The sequence below is a fragment of the Sphingobacterium shayense genome, from assembly GCF_013179575.1.
GTDB classification, from domain to species: domain Bacteria; phylum Bacteroidota; class Bacteroidia; order Sphingobacteriales; family Sphingobacteriaceae; genus Sphingobacterium; species Sphingobacterium shayense.
This window is the reverse complement of record NZ_JABMCQ010000085.1, coordinates 1-17,065: the sequence shown is the minus strand read 5'-3', so window position 1 is coordinate 17,065 and position 17,065 is coordinate 1. Positions and strand designations below refer to the sequence as shown.

Below are 17,065 nucleotides of genomic sequence, written 5' to 3'. Positions count from 1 at the left end.
ATCGATATTCCCCGCACCTATAAGAATTTTGAAGTTGAGACCGTTTATAGCCCAACAGTGGCCTTTCCATGGCTGAATTCCAATACACTGGTTGTATCCACATTTGGTGGGCAGATGGATTTTTCTTTTATATCCAACGAACATTTTTTATCGCAAGAAGAGGCTGTTAAAATTAAAAAATGCGCAATCGATTTGCTGGCTTCGTCAATCCAAAACACCTAGACGATGAATGGCAGTTATAAGAAGAAAACGACGCTAGAACGTTTCCTTTTAAAACGGATGAGCTACTATGTCCTACCGAACGTATTATTTAATTTCATTATTGCTTACGCTAGTTTTCAGGAGCTAGGCTATACACACTTTTTCGTCGGATCACAAAGTCTGGCGCGGTTAACGTTGCCGATGGCAATATTTTTGCCGGTGGTTCTAACGATGGATATCATCAAAAGGGTTATTGCTGCAATAGAAGAAGAACGAATTGAATTGATGGTGGATGAAAGCTTAAATAGGAAGAGATTTATTACCAAGTTATGCGTGCTGCACGGTATCACGATGGGTGTACTCCTTCTGATAATTCTGATGAGCTGTCAATATTTTTTTTCCGCGCATTATAAACTAGATGCACTGTGGATGGCTATTGTAGACGGTTTTCTTGCAGGTATACTTTCTGTATTATTCACGTATCTACCCATCAGAAGATTACGGAAATATTTAAAACCACAGCAATCAGATTAGCAGAACTGTTTAGGAGCGCGTACTCTTTTGTCTTAGGATCCGTCAGGATTTTGACAGGACAGAGATAACCGTTTTTGGGATGTCTGTAGCATACAGATGTAAAGTCGTTTTAAAAGTATCTGCGCGTTTTGAGGCAATTGTTCATTTCCCTACCTATTGGTATTGAAAGGTTTCGGTGGCCTAGCCAATAGTACAGCGTTTTATATGCTCAAAAAATCTTCTGCTGTTAACATCTCAATCAAGATATCGTCTTCTTCAAAAACATCAGTTTGATTAAGCGTAACTATAGTACTTTCTTTACCCCTACGGGCCCTAAAGATTCTATTAAGCTGTTATATTACCGACCAAAATTCTTATCATTTATCGTTAAGCACACTTGTGTAACTTCCGTTACGCTGCTTTTCTCCATAAATACAAAATCACATTCACCGCGATCTTTAAAATAAAAGATGTTTTTATACTTGCGGCGTAAATGTAAAAACACAAGGTTATCTAAACGTCGACCAGTGTTTGCACTAACCGATAGCGAGTTCTCCGAATAAATTCCCATATCAATAACATATACTTTTTTAGGGTTACGCGCCTGGATTTTTAAGGAATGACTGAAAATCGGAACGAACTCGAATAAATAAGCGTCTTTTAGGAAGGAGAAGTATTCTAAGAACGTGGTGGCTGACTTTATATCAAACATGCCAACTAGATTATTGGCCGAAACAAGGTTTCCAATGTTGGTGATAAGGGAAATCGTTAGCTGGCGCAATGAATTTATAAACCAATTTGTTTCAACTTCTGTAAATAGATTTCATTAAATCTTACTTTATAATCAACGTTCAAAAAGCTTCTATCTATAAAATCAGCTACCTTGTCCGTTTGCCTCGAAAAGTCTTTATAAATATTATCTCGAACTAAATCAGAAAGTCCTAAGCTCATCGCAAATTGATCAAAATCAGACTTCTTGATTTTACGCTTTCGTCCGCCTAAAGTTAAAGCTAAATCTTCCTTATCTTTTGGATAGATAAGATTTACGTTTAATAAATCGTAAGCCGGAGAAAGTAAAATTCCTTTATCCGTATGCTTCAAAGAAAAGTTTTTAAGATGCATATCATTATTACCTGTCAAAAAACTAAATAAAACCAATCGAAAATATTTTATGGTATCTAGTCCAGAGTTAGTTGTGTATTGCTTTATAACCTTTCCTACACGTTCATAAGAACCATTATATTTTTGTTCAGTAAGTAGTTCTGAAAGTTGACACAAGTCTTCTACATGAATCTTCTGTCCTGTTTTACGGTCAAAACGCTTCGTCAAGTAAGCTAATTCACCAGTAGACGTCTTGATCAGAGTATGTTCAGCAGTTTCAATCCTAAATAGATTAGCTAAATGCATAGTCAAGTCTTCCACCTCAGGCATAAAAACATAATCTGCAGATTGAGGCTTCAAGATATAATCTCCCCAAAGACCAACTAAGGTCAATCTTCTATTTCCTTTTTCTCCATTTAAGCTTAGGGAAATTTTAGGCTGCACTCCTGTCAAAGCTAGTCTTTCGTTTACTGTGATTTGAGCTAACTTGTTAAGTTTCTCTTGATCCAATTCAAGGATAGGAACAGTAGTCGTTCCAAAAAACTTTTTAGAACAACTAGGATGATAATCACCTACTTCAATGGGTTTATAACAAAACAAACAATTAGCCATTTTCTTCCGCCTCCATCGGATATACAGAAACAGCCCCAATAGTATCCCTACATAAGTTAATGAGTAATGCAAATCGGTCTCTTGGATTCAATTTCCAATGTTTCTCTCCTATTTCTAAAAGCCAGCCTTCTGGTATAAGACCATCAAAAAATGGAAATAACACTTTACTATGATAGGTTTGACTTGAAAGTGGAATTGTTAAGCTAATTGGTTTTGGATCTGTAAAATTTAGGTATTCTTCTGCATAACGATAAGTAAATCCCCCATCTGCTTCAGCCAAATAGCCTGCCAATTCATTTTGAAAATATATCTTAGCTCGACGTGCCATCATTTTCTACTTTTATCGGTTACACCAACTTCCTTACCAAATAAGGCCAACACATCATTCACTTTATCCAAACGAAGTGTTTTTTTCCCTTGTTCCAAATCACGTACAAAGCGTAATCCTACCCCAGCATTTAATGCTAAATCCTCTTGCGTAAGCTTGAGTTCTTTCCTTTTTTGCTTAACAAACTGTCGTAACGAATTCATAATTATACCTTTTCTGATATAAATATAGATAAAAATTAACAACTATACTATTTCGGGTATAAAAAAACAAATAATTAGAATGTTATACCTTTTTAGGTATATTACATGAGTTTTTACAGTTATCCGCAAGATCAATTTAATAATACATCACAAATAATAAAATTTTAATCAAAATTTCTTCGGATGAAATCGCTCATTTCAAAACCCGCTAGGCGTATATATTCAAAATTGAACAAAAGATTAAAAATCTGGAAACGCAATTGCATGAGCAAAATCAACGAAAGGAAATCCTAAAAGAGGCTTTGGACTTGCGAAGCAATGCGCAAGAGCTGTCCGTCGATGGGATAACCATTTCGCTGACTCGGGTATATGCGGATCAAGCAAGTGGAAAGATATTTGTCGCGGGCCTAATAAAGCATACGGGCGGAGGCACAGCTAAATTGCAATTCGGCACGCAAGATTTGATCGATCCCAAGGGGAACCAATACCATAGTTATACGGGATTAGTACCGAATGATCCCAGCAAAACATTTTCGACTCCCGATGCAGGGAGCGGAATCAATTATGGGTTTTACTGGCTTTTGACAAAGTAGCAAAAAAAATACCTACGGCCAGCTTATTAAAATTACGTGTGTTTGGTAAGCTTGGTCGAGATATCGGTTTTAGTTTTAAAGGAGTTGATATTCAATGGCCTTAATATTACTGATATAATTTGCAATGCTGGGGTTGTCTTTGCGTACTGGGGAGATAATCCCCTCCACAGGAATCGGGAGGGGGTTGTTAAAATATTGATTAAATATCCATTAATAGCGGAAACTCCGGGTTTTCTTGATGAGCTTGATCCATGATCTTTTTCAGGGTCTGAAAACGCTTTGGATGTTTTTGTATAACATTATCCGATTCCGACGGGTCGGTTTTTAGATTATACAATTCGAAACTGGTTTCCGAAGGCTTCCTAGCTCGTTGTTTAATGAGTTTCCAGTCTCCTGCACGCACAGCCTGGCGTCCCCCATCTTCATGGAATTCCCAGTATAAGAAATTATGTTCGTCTTGGTTTCCTTTTCCCAATAAACTAGGCGCAAAAGAAACTCCGTCCGTGTAGTTTGGTTGTTTCGCCCCGGTGATCTCCACCAAAGTAGGCATAATGTCCCAGAATGCTCCCTGATGCTGGCTGCTGGTATTTGGTTTTATCTTTGCGGGCCATCTGACGATCATCGGCACTTTAATACCTCCTTCGTATAGGTCGCGTTTGTTTCCTCGAAGTCCTGCTGAGCTGTTAAAGAAGTCCGGATCGGCTCCGCCTTCTTTGTGCGATCCGTTGTCGCTACTGAAAAAGACAATCGTATTTTCAGTAAGGCCCTGTTCTTCGAGTTTGTCTAGGATCTGTCCGACGTAGGCATCCATTCTAGCAACCATCGACGCATATGTAGCCCTTGGGCGGTCCACAGAAGTGTAACCGGCAACGGTCGCATTAGGTCCGTAGTCAGCCCCCTTATGTGGGGTTTCCTGGAAACTGTTTTCGTACTGTTTATAAAATTCGTCTTCAGGGCCAGAAAGCTCTGCATGTGGAAGCACGGTTGGGACGAAAAGAAAGAACGGTTTATCTTTGTTCTCGGCAATGAATTCCAGCGTTTTTTGTTGAATAAGCTCTGGCGCGTAATGTACTTTCTTTGATAGGTCGTTTCCCTGGAGCTCAATACGGTCGTTATTGTCCCACAAATGAGTTGGATAGTAACGATGTGATTGACGTTGACAGATATAACCGAAGAACTGATCGAAGCCCTTTGTATTTGGATCTCCGGACGTTCCGACCATACCTAATCCCCATTTTCCAAACGCACCGTTTACATAACCATTCTCTTTGAGAAGCATCGCTACGGTTTGGGCGGAATCAGGAAGGGGAGCCTGTCCCTCAGGTTCTATTTCTTTGTTCCCACGAATCGGTGTATGTCCGGTATGTTGTCCCGTCATTAGAGCGGAACGTGAGGGGGCGCAAACGGAGGTTCCGGCATAAAAATTTGTAAAACGTATACCTGATTTTGCTAGTGCGTCAATATTGGGAGTCTTGATCTTAGTTTGACCATATACTCCCAAATCGCCGTAGCCTAAATCGTCAGCGAGAATAAACACAATATTTGGCTTTCTGCTATGCGCCTGTGTGAAGGCAGTCGATGCGAGCAAAACAATCATTAATGTGAGTAAGGTACTTTTCATACAATAAAAGAATTTTGTTTTTTATTAAATTATTTGGTTCATGCAATAGCTCTGCATGAACCAAAATACCAGCGGGTTCTTACTGCCAACCTGGATTTTGTTTGATTTTCGGGTTGAGTACTATTTCGGCTGAGGGTATAGGGTATAAATAATAAGCATCTGGAAACGTGCCGGAAGGTTTGTTTTCGTATGCGATATATCCTGCCTTCGCGCCACCTAGAATTGGAATTACCGAGTTTTCCGGTACGTCTATTCCCTTGGTGATATAGCGTCCTATTTTACGTTCCATCGCATATTCCATTTTTTTCCATCGGCGCAGGTCGTCAAACCTGAACCCTTCACCCATAAGCTCTACGGCACGTTCGCGCCTAATTTCCCAAAGGAGCGGGTCAACTGATTGATCGCGTTTCGGATCGTCAGGAATATTACTAATCTGTAGTGCTGCCACCCCGCCTCGAGCGCGTAGCTTATTAACTGTTTGATTTATTACAGTTTGATCGATCTTATCGAGCTCAAACATAGCTTCTGCATAATTAACGAATACTTCCCCCATTCTGAAGACAGGTGCATCGTTGATATCCTGGTTCTGGATCTTGTTAATTTTGTTACTGAATTTGTAAAAACGGTATCCTGTAAAGGAAACGTTAAAAGGCTGCCCGTTGTTGGCGTCAACGAAGTGGGGTTCTTGTCGTAAAACGAGACCTTCCCAATTTATCGCGGGAAGGGTTTTGCGTGACTCCACTGATAATTCAGCCATAATATCTATGTATTCACGATCTGCAGCATTACCCGTGTGTTCCCATTGGTAACTTGGATGCGCAGTAATTACTTTATAAGGAGGCGGAACTGTGAAATAAAGACGAGTGTCGCGATTTCTAAACTCATCGAATGGGTTTTTATCTCCGTCAAACATTGAGCTGGTCCACCTCGTCTCCCCATCCTTCAATAAATACAGATCTGCCGCACTTTTTGTTAAGTCCCATCTCCCTGAAGAATTCCGTGCGCGCGAGGCTAACACATGCATAATCTGATTTGGTTCATATTGTTTGTATAAGAGAACACTTGAGACCGGTGCGAGAGACTCGCTGTTGAACAGTTCGTCATAGTCAGGGTGAATGTCGGGAAAACTTGCAACCAGCGATTTTGCGGCCGAAACCGAAGCCTCGAGATACCTTGTGGACTCGCTTAAACCGTGATATTTTCGCCAAGTTCCCTCGCGTAAGCCAAAACGAGACAATAGAGCACGCACGACATGCTTATTAACTGTGTTTTTCCCATCTCCGTTTTCATTTATGTGCTGCTCGGCATACTCAAGCATGTCGAGTATTTTTTGTGCGATTTCATCACGGGAAGAGGGGGTGCCATAAAGGATATCCGTATCATCATCACCGATTGCATTCTCCACCCATATGACTTCGCCGTATCTGTTCAAGAGGTTCATGTAGTTCACAGATTTGAAGAAGTAACCAATGCTTCTTATGTGATTCTTCTCGGTTTCACTTAGTTGACTTGCACCGTCAATATTGTCCAGCATAATATTTATTGCACGGATGTTTGTATAGGGTATATCATAATCGTCCGAAGATCCCGGTACGACCATACGGTTCCATAGCCAATCCGAAGTCGCGTTATTATTGGCCTGTGCGAATAGATCCGCGTTGAATTCTGAATTGGGCACACTAGCGTCGTATCCCGGGAAGGCATCGTAAAACTGCCAGGCATAGGTGACGAAATTATCGTAGTTTGTGAAGGTTGTGGGTTCTGTTAAAGAGCCCTCCGGACTTAGATCCAGAAGATTTGAACAACTGATTGTTGCAAATGTGATGGAGAGTGAAAGCCCTATATTTAAAAATGTCTTTTTCATTTTAGTGTTGTTAGAAATTGGAAATACTACATTAGAAGTTGATGTTGACACCAAAGCTGTATTTTTTCAAGTATGGATAGATACCACCTGATCCCAGATTTGCGGCGTCGGCTTCAAAACCTTGCGGCAAGTTGTCCGATAGGAACAAGTTTTCCCCTGAGGCGTAGATTCGGATACTCTCAATAAAACGCGTGTGGAGCAATTCTTTTGAAAGATTGTATCCTAAAGTAATGTTCCGCACACGCATGTAGGCACCATCTCGCAGAAACTTTGTTTGGATTCTTCTGTTTGCTAATGTATTCAATCCAGCGTTTGCATAGATGCGGCCATAATAAGCATCCGTATTTCCGGCGGTCCAATAATCGAGGTTATGTTGGAACAAACCGCCGAATTCGTTAACGTAGGGCCAGATTATAGGGTCGTTCATCCAAAGATCGCGTTTGCCCACCCCTTGTAGGAAAATGGAAAGATCGATATTCTTATAGCTGAAATTTCCATTGATACCATACTGATACCTCCTTGTGTTATTACCGATGACTTTCATATCACCTGGATCACCCAAGGTGCCATTTCCTGAGAATATAACTCCGTCGCCATTCAAATCAGCATACTTTAAGTCTCCAGGGTTTTGAGCAATACCTTTGAAAAAAGGTATGCCCCCTTTTAGTGTGCCGTTCATTAAATTCGCATCTAAGGTTCCTGGCTCAAAATCGGCCTCGGTGTAATACCCGTCGCTAACATAACCCCATATTTCTCCAATTTCTTTACCTTGGTAATAATCGTTGATGAATCCGGCGCTGTTATTGATTCTTGTAATGTAGCCCCTGTTGTCTGATAGGTTAAAACCAATGGAGTAGTTGAATGCGTTAATTTGATCCTTCCATGCAAGTTCCCATTCCCACCCTTTGGATTCTAGGTCTGTAACGTTTTGATAAGGTGGTACGGATCCCAGTACGGCGGGAAGGTCTGCTCCACGGTAAAGCATGCCTATTGTCTGCCTTTTGAACCAATCGAACGAGGTATTTAATTTCCCATTTATAAGTGAAATATCTACTCCTAGGTTTAATGTTCTAACTTTTTCCCAGGTGAAGGTCGAAGAAACCAAGCTTGGAGGAGAGATAGTTAAATAACGGATACCAGTCTCTGGATTCGTCCAGCCTGAATTAGGTGTTTCCATTTCGGGTATCACTGGGAAGTAAACCTGTTGGTTGTCCGTGTTCAACACGACTTGATTTCCGATTTCGCCAAAGGAACCCCTAAATTTAAGCTGCGGAATCACGTTTCTTACCTCCTCCATAAAAGGTTCTTCTGAGACGTTCCAACCCGCGGAAATCGAAGGGAAAAACCCGAAACGTGAACCCTTAAGGAAACGTGAAGACCCATCAAATCGGCCGTTGATTTCCAGTAGATAACGATTCTTATAGTCATAATTAATACGCCCGAAGTACCCGAGCACCGCATACTGACCAAATGAGTCACCCACCGTTTGTGTACCACTGCTGGTGCCCAGAGAAGGAGAAGTAGGACTTAGTAAATCGTACCGCATTGCCCAGTAGCTTTCCATGTCGCTTTTTTCGTAGTTTGTTCCGAGCAAATACTTTAGGTTGTGTCCTTGCAGCGCGTGCGAATAACTTGCATATAGATTCAGCGCTTTGTAATTGGTGATACCGCTCGTGCGTCGATAATATTCGTTATTAAACAAATACTCCTCGTTGTAATTGTTCGGATTTAAATATTTGTTACGTGTTTGATAAGATTTCTCATTCGTGTTGGTCTTATTAAACGTGTACTCTCCGGTTATGTTCAGTCCGACTATCGGGTTGTATTCCAGCTTTCCGAATAATCGTAAATCATCATTAAAATTCTCCGTAGGGTCTTCATAATCTAGATAATTGTTAGGTGTAGCATACGGTATAGGTTTCCCATCCATTCCGGTATCGTATCCTGTATTAACATAGGAACCGTGCGTAATAGCACGATGAAACATCTCGCCCATCGCGACTGGTGTTTTACGATCATCATTTTTATAAAACACATTTACGCTAGCGCTGAGATTTTTAACTATTTCTGCGTTTACAAAAGCGTTGATGTTGTAGCGTTTATAACTATCCTTGTCTGTTTTCATGATACCGTCTTCATCACCGTACATACCTGAGAGACGGTATGAAATCTTTTCCGATCCAGCACTAATAGATAAGTTGTGTAATTGCTCAGTACCAGTTCCAAACACTTCATTGTACATGTCGTGTTCCTGCAAAGGATAGCGAACATCGTCCACGGTCGTTATGCCCTCCGGATAGGCGGCTGGGTCTAGCTCGTATTCTTTCAACAGTTCAAGCCATGTGTCCACATTCTGCCCGGCCCAGTTCGTTGTATTGCCAAAGTCTTTTAATCCTTGCACGAATTCCAAAGGAGTAGCCTTTTCAGGTAACGAAGTAGCCTGTGTCCATGTTAGATTGGTTGAATAGTTGATCTTTGTAGGTTGGTTGCGGCCGCCTTTCTTGGTCGTGATCAATATGACACCGAATGCCGCCCTCGCTCCGTATATAGATGCAGCAGCAGCGTCTTTTAATACGGTCACATTTTGAATGTCTTTCGGATTCACATCATCAATGTTCATTGGCACATTATCCACGAGGACTAGCGGTGAACCGCCATTTATCGATGTTACCCCGCGAATATTCAAAGACGTGTTTTGTCCAGGCCTACCTCCGCCAAAAGTCACCTGAAGCCCTGGTACTGCCCCCTGTAGTGCCTGTGAAGCGCTGCTTACTGGACGATCACCCAATACTTTATCCATGTCCACGGAGGATACAGCTCCAGTTAAGTTCGCTTTCTTCTGGGTACCGTAGCCCACGATGACAACCTCTTCAATTGAAGCCAAGTCTTCCTCCAAGGTAATTGCTAATAGCTCGGATGACACTCTAAGTTCTTGGGGAACGTATCCAATGTAACTTAAAAGAATAACGGACTGATCCGAAGACACTGAAAACGCAAAGTTTCCTCCTTGGTCCGTTGTTGTTCCTTTTTCGCTGTTTTTTTCAACCACGCTCACCCCTGCAAGCGGCTTGCCGGCCGCATCGGTAATTTTTCCTTTTATTGGAAATCCCTGTTTTGCTGACTGGGGGCGCGGAGTGATGACTACTCGGTTTCCTTCCAGCTTTTTAAATGTCAAGCCAGCCTCGTTCAGTAACGGGATGAGGATGTTCGTCCATGGCTGGTCCGTCGCTGCAATTGGAGCAAGTTTTTCCTCTGGCAGCAAATCATCTATATAGATAAACCTTAGGGAGGTCTGCTTCTCTATACTTTTGATAATCGTTTTTAGGTTGCTATCTCTGAGCTTTAAAGAGATTTTTGCTTGGGCGTTGCTGTTGTTCGCAAATCCCTGCAATGAGAATACGCAAATAAGACAGATGATCAATTTTGTCATTAATACATATTTATAGGGCCAGTGGTTTCCTACACAGCATATCCTACCATGTGAGTTTTTTTTCATATTTTTAAAATGGTTTAATTAGTAATAAGCACCCAATTTTCTCAGGACTCGGTGCTTTGAATTGGTTTTACATTCGGAGGGTGCAGCACTAGTTGTACCCTTCTTTAGTTTTAGTAGGCTTATATCATATTTTTAAGTTATTGGATTTTAATATATTCGAATAGTATCTTGGTTTGTCTCGTACTGGAAATCGCCCCCGCTTTCTTTGAGTATTTGCAAGACCTTTTGTATATCTGTTTCGTTAAATGAACCGTTGAATTTAAAGTTATTGTCAGCTGACTGCTCTATTACAATTGTTTTGTCGAACCATTTTTCGAGCTTCGATCCGACGATGTTCAGCGGATCGCTATCTAGAACTAGCGTATTTTCTTTCCATAAAATTTCTGACGGAAGCTCCTGAGCAAAGTCATTTTTTATTTTGCTTCTTATGAACACGGTACTTTCCTCAGCAAAAGATGCAGTGTTTAGTTGCGCTTTGGATTTATCATCTTTGGTTAAACGTTTTTGTATGGTTATTTTTTCGCCCGGTTGCATATTAAAAGATTGGGAAGAACCTGTTTTATTTACGGTAGATAATTCGATTTTTCCTTCTATCAAAGAGGTCTGAATTTCTCCTTCTTCATTGTAAGCGCGTACATTAAATGCGGTTCCTACGACCTTTATTTTTATGCCGTTTGCGTTCACAATAAAAGGTAATTTTTTGTTTTTCGAAACGTCAAAATATGCCTCGCCAGTAAGTTTTATGTCTCTATTCTCCGTGTTGAAGCCCGCCTGATAGAACAGCTCGCTTTCCCCATTCAGCCATATCTCAGTGCCGTCGGGCATGGTGATGTGTTTTTTTTCTCCACGTTCCGTTGAGACAACGTATTCGGTAGCAGAAGAAGCATGTTTATTTGTACGAAAGATATAATGGTAGAGAACACCTAAAGAAAGACAAAATACGATCGAGGCGGCCATTGCCCGCCAAAATTTTGGTAAACGAAATATTCTACTTTTCGGTTTATCCATCGCGCCGAGTTCAACAAGTTTTGCGCGGTGATTAGCATAGTCAATCTCCAGCTGATCTTGAGCTGGCTCTTCCCGTCTTTTACCTTGCATGATATCAAACAGCAGCTGTTTTTGCGGATCGGATTTAATTTCGTCTTCGAGGCGATGTACCTGATCCGGGCGAAGATTTCCTTTTAAATATTCGTTCAATAGTACAATAAAGGCGTCTCTATTTTCGGGCATACAATGGGCTGTTTTAGGGTAAGACAAATTCAATCACAGAATTCACCAATCAATTTTGAATTTTATTATCAAAAGGTTAATAATAAGTTATTTAATTATTAACGGGAGCGCTTTTTGGATCTTTGTTAAAGCGATCTGCATATGACGATCGACTGTGTTTCTACTTATTTCCATAATTTCTGCGACTTCTTTGTAGGAACAGCCGTTGTCACGGATTAAAATAAAAACGGTTTTTGTTTTGGGAGGTAGGTTGGATATTGCGTATTCAATACTATGTATGATTTCCTTACTAATTAGTTCTTGTTCTGGAGTATAGGTATGTATTGGGCGATCGCAGGTCAGCGTATAATCATCTTGTAGTTTGTTTTTTGCAATAATATTAAGTGCACTGTTTTTTACCGAACGGTAGAGGTAGGTTTTGAGATTGCCGATTGATAGGAGTTTAGGTCCCATCGTCCATATTTTGACAAGGGTTTCGGAAACAACATCTTCTGCCGTTTGTATATCATGAAGGAGCGACCGACTAAAATATATTAAATCGGAATGAAAATGGAAAAATAGGGTTTTATATGCATCTTCGTCCCGCTGTTCGGCGATAGCATATTGTATTCTTAGCCAGTCTATGGGCGTATTCATTTCAGGCTCTGTTTTCACACTCCATCAATCAAGTGTCCTAATTCAATTAGAGACAAAATTAGTTTGCTTTTATTACTTGACCGGCAATATAACAAGAAATGTTAAGAGAAGATACCAAAAAAATGTGTAGCCGAGAGAACGTTTGTTAAATGTAGTCTTTCAGCTTGTTACGCCATAGAACTTTGTCTAAACAATGGAAATGGAAATGATCAAATCTCAAGAGGTCATTTAAACGACTGTCTAAATGCTGAGGGAGAAGCGTTTGTCTTTGTTTTGAATAGTTTGCTGAACGATTGCGAATGTTCAAACCCAAGTTGATAGGCAATTTCGCTGATGGAAAAATTTGTTGTTGATAGTTTTTCTTTCGCTTTATCGATCAGTTTTTCGTGTATATGGTGCTGGGCGGTCTGGCCTGTCAGTACTTTTAATAGACTACTTAAATATTTCGGAGAGGTGTTTAATTTATCCGCAATGTACTGGACAGATGGCAAGCCTTTACTCACCAGATATTCACCGTTGAAATAATCCGAAAGTAACTTCTCTAGGCGCTCAAGTATTTCATGATTGGCCTTCTCTCTGGTGATAAATTGCCGATGGTAAAAACGTTCTGAATAATTGAGCAAGCTTTCTATGTGTGAAACGATAATTTGTTTGCTGAATTTATCAATGTTGTTCTGGTATTCTTGTTGAATGTTTCGCATAATGCCTAGAATAACGGACTCTTCTTTTTCGGAAAGCCATAAGGCTTCGTTCACAGCGTAGCCAAAGTACTCGTATCCAGCGATTGTTTTTGCAAGTGAAGTGTTCCAAAAAAAGTCAGGATGGATAAGTAGCATAGAGCCTGTTGGTTGAAGATTTTCGGGCCTGCTTACGTTAAGTACCTGGTGGGGTGCGATGAAATACATCACACCCTGATCAAAATCGTATTGTTGTTGACCGTAACGAATTTTTCCGCAATTCCTTTTTAATGCGACCGAGTAAAAATCCATTATTATGTTTTCCGGTTCCTGTGAATGCGAGAAATCCGCCACATTTACCAAACTGATAAGAGGGTGTTGGGGTGCGGGCAGATTTTTTAGTTGATGAAACTCGCTGATGGATTTTATATGTGTAGGATTGATATTCGTCATAGTACTAATGTTTTTATTACAAGGCTTGTCCGCCAGAAACTTCAATGCGTTGCGCGTTTATCCAACGCGCGTCGTCTGTACACAAAAATGCGACGACGCTTCCAATATCTTCTGGTAAACCCACGCGGCCCAAAGCGACAGTGCTGGCAACGTGAGCGTTTAAGTCTTTATTGTCACGAACGGCTCCGCTATTGAAGTCCGTCTCAATTGCTCCGGGTGCAACCGTATTTACATTGATTTTTCGTGCCCCCAGTTCCGCTGCCAAATAACGGGTAAGCACTTCGATTGCTCCTTTCATTGACGCGTAGACGGAATAATTTGGAGATACAAAGCGCGCAAGTCCTGTTGAGATGTTCACAATCCCACCACCGTCATTCAAAAACGGTAATGCTTTTTGGGTAAGGAAAAATACCCCCTTGTAGTGGATATTGAATGTGTCGTCTAATTGTTCTTCAGTTACGTCTTGAACAGGAGCATAAAGACCTGTTCCTGCATTGTTTATCAGATAATCGAAATTTGGGCTTCCGGTTTCTTTCTGTAAATATTCGGCCGTCTGTCTAAAGAAGTCGTCAAACTGAGCTACTTTTCGGGTATCCAGCTGAAATGCTCTTCCTTTCCGCCCAAGCGATTGAATTTCTGAAACCACTTGCTCAGCAGCTTCCTTGTTGTGGTTGTAGGTGAAAATTACGTCGATACCTTTTTTTGCGAGGGCTAACACCATATTTCTGCCAAGCCCACGGCTTGCACCTGTTACTATTGCTGTTTTTGTTGTGAAGTTCATCTTATTTGTCTTTTGTTGATACAAATGTCAGCACAATTTAAGAATCAGATGTAGCCAAATGTCAGAACGTTGTAGCCTAAAAGGAATCGTCTTTGTTTTGACCGGGTGGAGGTATTGAGGCGAGTTTTTAGTCCATTCTACATTTTATAATGTAAAATGGATAGTCTTCGGTTACTTCTGTAACCTCAAAAAGGCCCGCTTTACCGAATTCATCTTCTATCGTTTCTCTATCGTAAAAAAACAATTTTACTCCGCCGAACATCTCAAACCGGTCCTCGCTGATGCGAATCCCCTGTCCGTATGTATGCGCTTTTTTGGTGATTGTGGTAAATACCATCAGGCCGTTCTCCACCAGTTGGTTGTAGCAGGAAGCGATCAGGTTCGCTCTTTCCTTTTTGTCTAAGAGATGAATAAGAGCGTGGCAAAATATTCCCTCGTACCGCCTATTATCGAAGGGCATTTCCGTCACTGAACCGTGATAAATAGTCAAGTCGTCATTAAAATGCTTTTTCGCTAAATCGATTGCTGTTTGCGATATTTCAATTCCTGTCACTTCAATTCCGCTATGTATAAAAACTTGCGCATTTCGTCCATAGCCAATGCCGGGGATCAACATGTTTTTTACATTATTGGCAACAAAGAATTCTTTTGTCAATTCTGCTGATTTTGCAGCCTCTAGGCCCCACATTTCCTGTCTGTTTCTAAATGCTTCTTCCCAAAATTCTGTCATGGATATATAAAATGGAATTATTAATATTTTCTAATCGTTCCGAAGATCGATAACACCGATGAATTTCAACACAGCTTTTTTTGCCAAGTACCGATTTATAAATTTAGCAAATCCTTTCTTATTTGAATAGCTATTCTTAATTGCGGGAGCTCTTGATGGTAAATATCGTTTTTTCGAGCCCGTTAATGTATTTTGATGTAATGTTATTCGGCAATTCGATTGCGTTCATGCTCGGAATAACTTTCGAGAGGTAGCTTTTCCGAATAGGTTTTGGCAGCGCTAAAAACAGAATCGACCGTTGTTTAACATCTAAAATTGCGCGACACTATTTTTATTTGATCTAAATAAAATGTAATATTGCGGGGACAAAAATTTAAAACCGTGTCATGAAAGGAATTTTTACCCAATCAACCATCTTGGAATTCGTGATGTGCTTAGTTGGAAATGGTATCGCGCAGCATGTTAGTCAGACTATTTCAGGAGTCGTCAAGGATATAACCGAAAGTCCGATTGAGGAAGCGACCCTATCGACAAAAGATTCAATGACAAGCACAAAGGTATCAGGTGATAGCCAGTTGACCTTGCCCATAACAATCGGAAATAATGTCTTTACCGTTTCAATGATTGGTTATTTACTTTGTGAAGTTCCGATAGACGTCGCTCAAAATCGAGCCCATGAGCCGCAGATTTCATTAGGGGAAAGCACTTGGAAATTCGGTGAGGTGATTGTTTCGGCGAGCCGACTGATGGCAGCGTTTGCGCAGAAATCTTCTTCAGTAACAACGCTTAACCAACGTTATCGAATATATCAACAAGAAGTTTATCGCTATAAATAGAATACATATCGATAAACTAAGTTCGTAATATATGTCTCCCTAAACAATACAAAAAAAGAATCCGGCACCGTATCGTCAAACGTTGTGCCGGAAACAATATTCACATCCCATAAGCTATTAATCTTAAACAAAACTATGCAAAGAATCATAAAACCCATGGGAATCGCCCATGTCCTTCTATTTATCTTTAGTCTCTCCTTTTCTAGCTATGCGCAAACTCACTCGTTAGCTAAAGGGATAACCCTAACACTAAAAGGTGTATCCATCGAAAATACGTTAAAAGTTCTAAAAGAGAAGTATGGTCTAAGTTTTACTTATTCTCCAGATCAGCTGGATCAGAGGAGCCGAATAAACATTGAGATATCGAACAAGCCATTAAAAGCCATGTTGGAAGAAGACCTTGGGCTACTTCCGGGCAGCTATCGCATAGTTGGGAAGCATATCAGTATCCAAACACAGGCGTATACGACTGCTAGTCTTCGCGGACAGATTACGACTTCCGACGGTAGTCCTGCTCCTTACACGACGGTAAGTATTCTCCAAGGGGGATCTGTCATGGCAGACGGCGAGGGTTACTACTATATTGATCAGGTGCGCCCAGGAAAACAATTTGTTCAGGTAAAATTACTTGGAGCGGAGCTCCTAATCCGTGAAATGCAGGTACAGGAAGGTGTCAATACGGTGGATTTTACGCTCTCCTCATCCGCCAAGCAACTGGAAGAAGTGATGGTCGTAGGCAACAAGTATCAGATTTCTTCCAAGAAACAAAGCGAAAGTGTGGCTCGGATGGATCTTCCCTATTTACAAAATGCGCAGGTCTATAGCGTCGTGGATAAAGAGCTAATCAAGGAACAATTAGCCATTACCCTAGACGAAGCCTTTCGAAATGTTCCCGGTGCCGCTCCCTCTAAAACGGGCGCTGGGATGCCAGCTTTTTTTTCGCGTGGCTTTCAGACGTCTGAAAATTTTAGGAACGGTATGGCAACATATTTACGTACAGGCATAGATCTCGCTAATGTGGAGCGCGTGGAGGCCATCAAAGGACCTAGTTCCACTTTTTTTGGTGCACAGATGACTTCCTTTGGGGGGATTATCAATTACATTACGAAGAAACCGCACGAGATATTTGGCGGAGAGGTGGGCTATACCACCGGAAGCTGGAACCTAAACCGGCTGACGGCAGATATCAA

17 protein-coding genes are annotated in these 17,065 nt (G+C 40.9%); 5 read left to right on the top strand and 12 right to left on the bottom strand.

Features of this window, described 5'->3' with window-relative positions:
* Both HP439_RS11310 and HP439_RS11305 read left to right on the top strand, forming a co-directional pair.
* Window positions 1–222, top strand: a 222-nt coding sequence (locus tag HP439_RS11310) for a hypothetical protein (RefSeq protein ID WP_216657829.1), incomplete at its 5' end; no start/stop codon positions are given.
* Between the two features lie 3 nt (window positions 223–225).
* Window positions 226–735 carry a hypothetical protein gene (locus HP439_RS11305; RefSeq protein WP_172390445.1) on the top strand — a complete coding sequence of 170 codons (510 nt, stop codon included), beginning with the start codon at window positions 226–228 and terminating at the stop codon, window positions 733–735.
* Window positions 736–1,072: 337 nt separating this feature from the next.
* On the opposite strand, the gene HP439_RS11300 is transcribed toward HP439_RS11305, so the two are convergent.
* Genes HP439_RS11300 through HP439_RS11285 form a run of 4 tightly spaced genes read right to left on the bottom strand, consistent with a single transcriptional unit; the run spans window position 1,073 to window position 2,958 of the window.
* Entirely contained in the window at window positions 1,073–1,495 is a 423-nt protein-coding gene (locus HP439_RS11300) for a DUF4143 domain-containing protein (RefSeq protein WP_425501357.1), read from the bottom strand.
* Between the two features lie 5 nt (window positions 1,496–1,500).
* Window positions 1,501–2,427, bottom strand: a complete 927-nt coding sequence (locus HP439_RS11295) for a HipA domain-containing protein (protein ID WP_172390443.1) — start codon at window positions 2,425–2,427, stop codon at window positions 1,501–1,503.
* Window positions 2,420–2,758: a HipA N-terminal domain-containing protein gene (locus HP439_RS11290; RefSeq protein ID WP_246229336.1), complete on the bottom strand. Its 339-nt coding sequence runs from the start codon at window positions 2,756–2,758 to the stop codon at window positions 2,420–2,422. The genes HP439_RS11295 and HP439_RS11290 overlap by 8 nt, the downstream gene beginning before the upstream one ends.
* Window positions 2,755–2,958, bottom strand: a complete 204-nt coding sequence (locus HP439_RS11285; protein WP_172390442.1) for a helix-turn-helix transcriptional regulator — start codon at window positions 2,956–2,958, stop codon at window positions 2,755–2,757. The genes HP439_RS11290 and HP439_RS11285 overlap by 4 nt, the downstream gene beginning before the upstream one ends.
* A 260-nt stretch (window positions 2,959–3,218) precedes the next feature.
* Here HP439_RS11285 and HP439_RS11280 point away from each other — a divergent pair, with 260 nt between their 5' ends.
* Window positions 3,219–3,551 carry a hypothetical protein gene (locus HP439_RS11280; RefSeq protein WP_172390441.1) on the top strand — a complete coding sequence of 111 codons (333 nt, stop codon included), beginning with the start codon at window positions 3,219–3,221 and terminating at the stop codon, window positions 3,549–3,551.
* Window positions 3,552–3,750: 199 nt separating this feature from the next.
* Here HP439_RS11280 and HP439_RS11275 read toward each other — a convergent pair whose 3' ends face one another.
* The 8 genes from HP439_RS11275 to HP439_RS11240 all read right to left on the bottom strand — a co-directional run bounded on the left by HP439_RS11275 (window position 3,751) and on the right by HP439_RS11240 (window position 15,039).
* Window positions 3,751–5,172, bottom strand: a complete 1,422-nt coding sequence (locus HP439_RS11275) for an arylsulfatase (protein ID WP_172390440.1) — start codon at window positions 5,170–5,172, stop codon at window positions 3,751–3,753.
* Window positions 5,173–5,251: 79 nt separating this feature from the next.
* Entirely contained in the window at window positions 5,252–7,036 is a 1,785-nt protein-coding gene (locus tag HP439_RS11270; protein WP_172390439.1) for a RagB/SusD family nutrient uptake outer membrane protein, read from the bottom strand.
* Between the two features lie 31 nt (window positions 7,037–7,067).
* The gene (locus HP439_RS11265) at window positions 7,068–10,532 is read right to left on the bottom strand and encodes a SusC/RagA family TonB-linked outer membrane protein (protein WP_172390438.1); all 3,465 of its coding nucleotides are present in this window, start codon (window positions 10,530–10,532) and stop codon (window positions 7,068–7,070) included.
* A 147-nt stretch (window positions 10,533–10,679) separates the two neighbouring features.
* Window positions 10,680–11,762, bottom strand: a complete 1,083-nt coding sequence (locus HP439_RS11260) for a FecR family protein (protein ID WP_172390437.1) — start codon at window positions 11,760–11,762, stop codon at window positions 10,680–10,682.
* An 87-nt stretch (window positions 11,763–11,849) separates the two neighbouring features.
* Window positions 11,850–12,398, bottom strand: coding sequence for an RNA polymerase sigma factor (locus HP439_RS11255; protein WP_172390436.1), 549 nt, complete (start codon window positions 12,396–12,398; stop codon window positions 11,850–11,852).
* Window positions 12,399–12,622: 224 nt separating this feature from the next.
* On the bottom strand, window positions 12,623–13,528 hold the full coding sequence (locus HP439_RS11250; RefSeq protein ID WP_172390435.1) for a helix-turn-helix domain-containing protein: 906 nt from the start codon (window positions 13,526–13,528) through the stop codon (window positions 12,623–12,625).
* A gap of 16 nt (window positions 13,529–13,544) precedes the next feature.
* Complete coding sequence (locus HP439_RS11245; RefSeq protein ID WP_172390434.1) at window positions 13,545–14,309, bottom strand: SDR family NAD(P)-dependent oxidoreductase; 765 nt, start codon at window positions 14,307–14,309, stop codon at window positions 13,545–13,547.
* Window positions 14,310–14,436: 127 nt separating this feature from the next.
* Window positions 14,437–15,039 (bottom strand): class I SAM-dependent methyltransferase, encoded by a 603-nt coding sequence (locus HP439_RS11240; protein ID WP_172390433.1) that lies wholly within the window; start codon window positions 15,037–15,039, stop codon window positions 14,437–14,439.
* Between the two features lie 386 nt (window positions 15,040–15,425).
* Between HP439_RS11240 and HP439_RS11235 the strand changes: the two genes are divergently transcribed.
* Window positions 15,426–15,875: a peptidase associated/transthyretin-like domain-containing protein gene (locus HP439_RS11235; RefSeq protein ID WP_172390432.1), complete on the top strand. Its 450-nt coding sequence runs from the start codon at window positions 15,426–15,428 to the stop codon at window positions 15,873–15,875.
* A 135-nt stretch (window positions 15,876–16,010) separates the two neighbouring features.
* A partial coding sequence (locus tag HP439_RS11230; RefSeq protein WP_172390431.1) for a TonB-dependent receptor plug domain-containing protein occupies window positions 16,011–17,065 on the top strand: 1,055 nt, incomplete at its 3' end.

Excerpts from the sequence above, each read along its gene's own strand:
- HP439_RS11290 (WP_246229336.1), bottom strand. The coding sequence starts at position 2,758 with ATGATGGCACGTCGAGCTAAGATATATTTTCAAAATGAATTGGCAGGC.
- HP439_RS11270 (WP_172390439.1), bottom strand. The coding sequence starts at position 7,036 with ATGAAAAAGACATTTTTAAATATAGGGCTTTCACTCTCCATCACATTT.
- HP439_RS11260 (WP_172390437.1), bottom strand. The coding sequence starts at position 11,762 with ATGCCCGAAAATAGAGACGCCTTTATTGTACTATTGAACGAATATTTA.
- HP439_RS11275 (WP_172390440.1), bottom strand. The coding sequence starts at position 5,172 with ATGAAAAGTACCTTACTCACATTAATGATTGTTTTGCTCGCATCGACT.
- HP439_RS11265 (WP_172390438.1), bottom strand. The coding sequence starts at position 10,532 with ATGAAAAAAAACTCACATGGTAGGATATGCTGTGTAGGAAACCACTGG.
- HP439_RS11285 (WP_172390442.1), bottom strand. The coding sequence starts at position 2,958 with ATGAATTCGTTACGACAGTTTGTTAAGCAAAAAAGGAAAGAACTCAAG.
- HP439_RS11305 (WP_172390445.1), top strand. The coding sequence starts at position 226 with ATGAATGGCAGTTATAAGAAGAAAACGACGCTAGAACGTTTCCTTTTA.
- HP439_RS11235 (WP_172390432.1), top strand. The coding sequence starts at position 15,426 with ATGAAAGGAATTTTTACCCAATCAACCATCTTGGAATTCGTGATGTGC.
- HP439_RS11295 (WP_172390443.1), bottom strand. The coding sequence starts at position 2,427 with ATGGCTAATTGTTTGTTTTGTTATAAACCCATTGAAGTAGGTGATTAT.
- HP439_RS11240 (WP_172390433.1), bottom strand. The coding sequence starts at position 15,039 with ATGACAGAATTTTGGGAAGAAGCATTTAGAAACAGACAGGAAATGTGG.
- HP439_RS11255 (WP_172390436.1), bottom strand. The coding sequence starts at position 12,398 with ATGAATACGCCCATAGACTGGCTAAGAATACAATATGCTATCGCCGAA.
- HP439_RS11245 (WP_172390434.1), bottom strand. The coding sequence starts at position 14,309 with ATGAACTTCACAACAAAAACAGCAATAGTAACAGGTGCAAGCCGTGGG.
- HP439_RS11250 (WP_172390435.1), bottom strand. The coding sequence starts at position 13,528 with ATGACGAATATCAATCCTACACATATAAAATCCATCAGCGAGTTTCAT.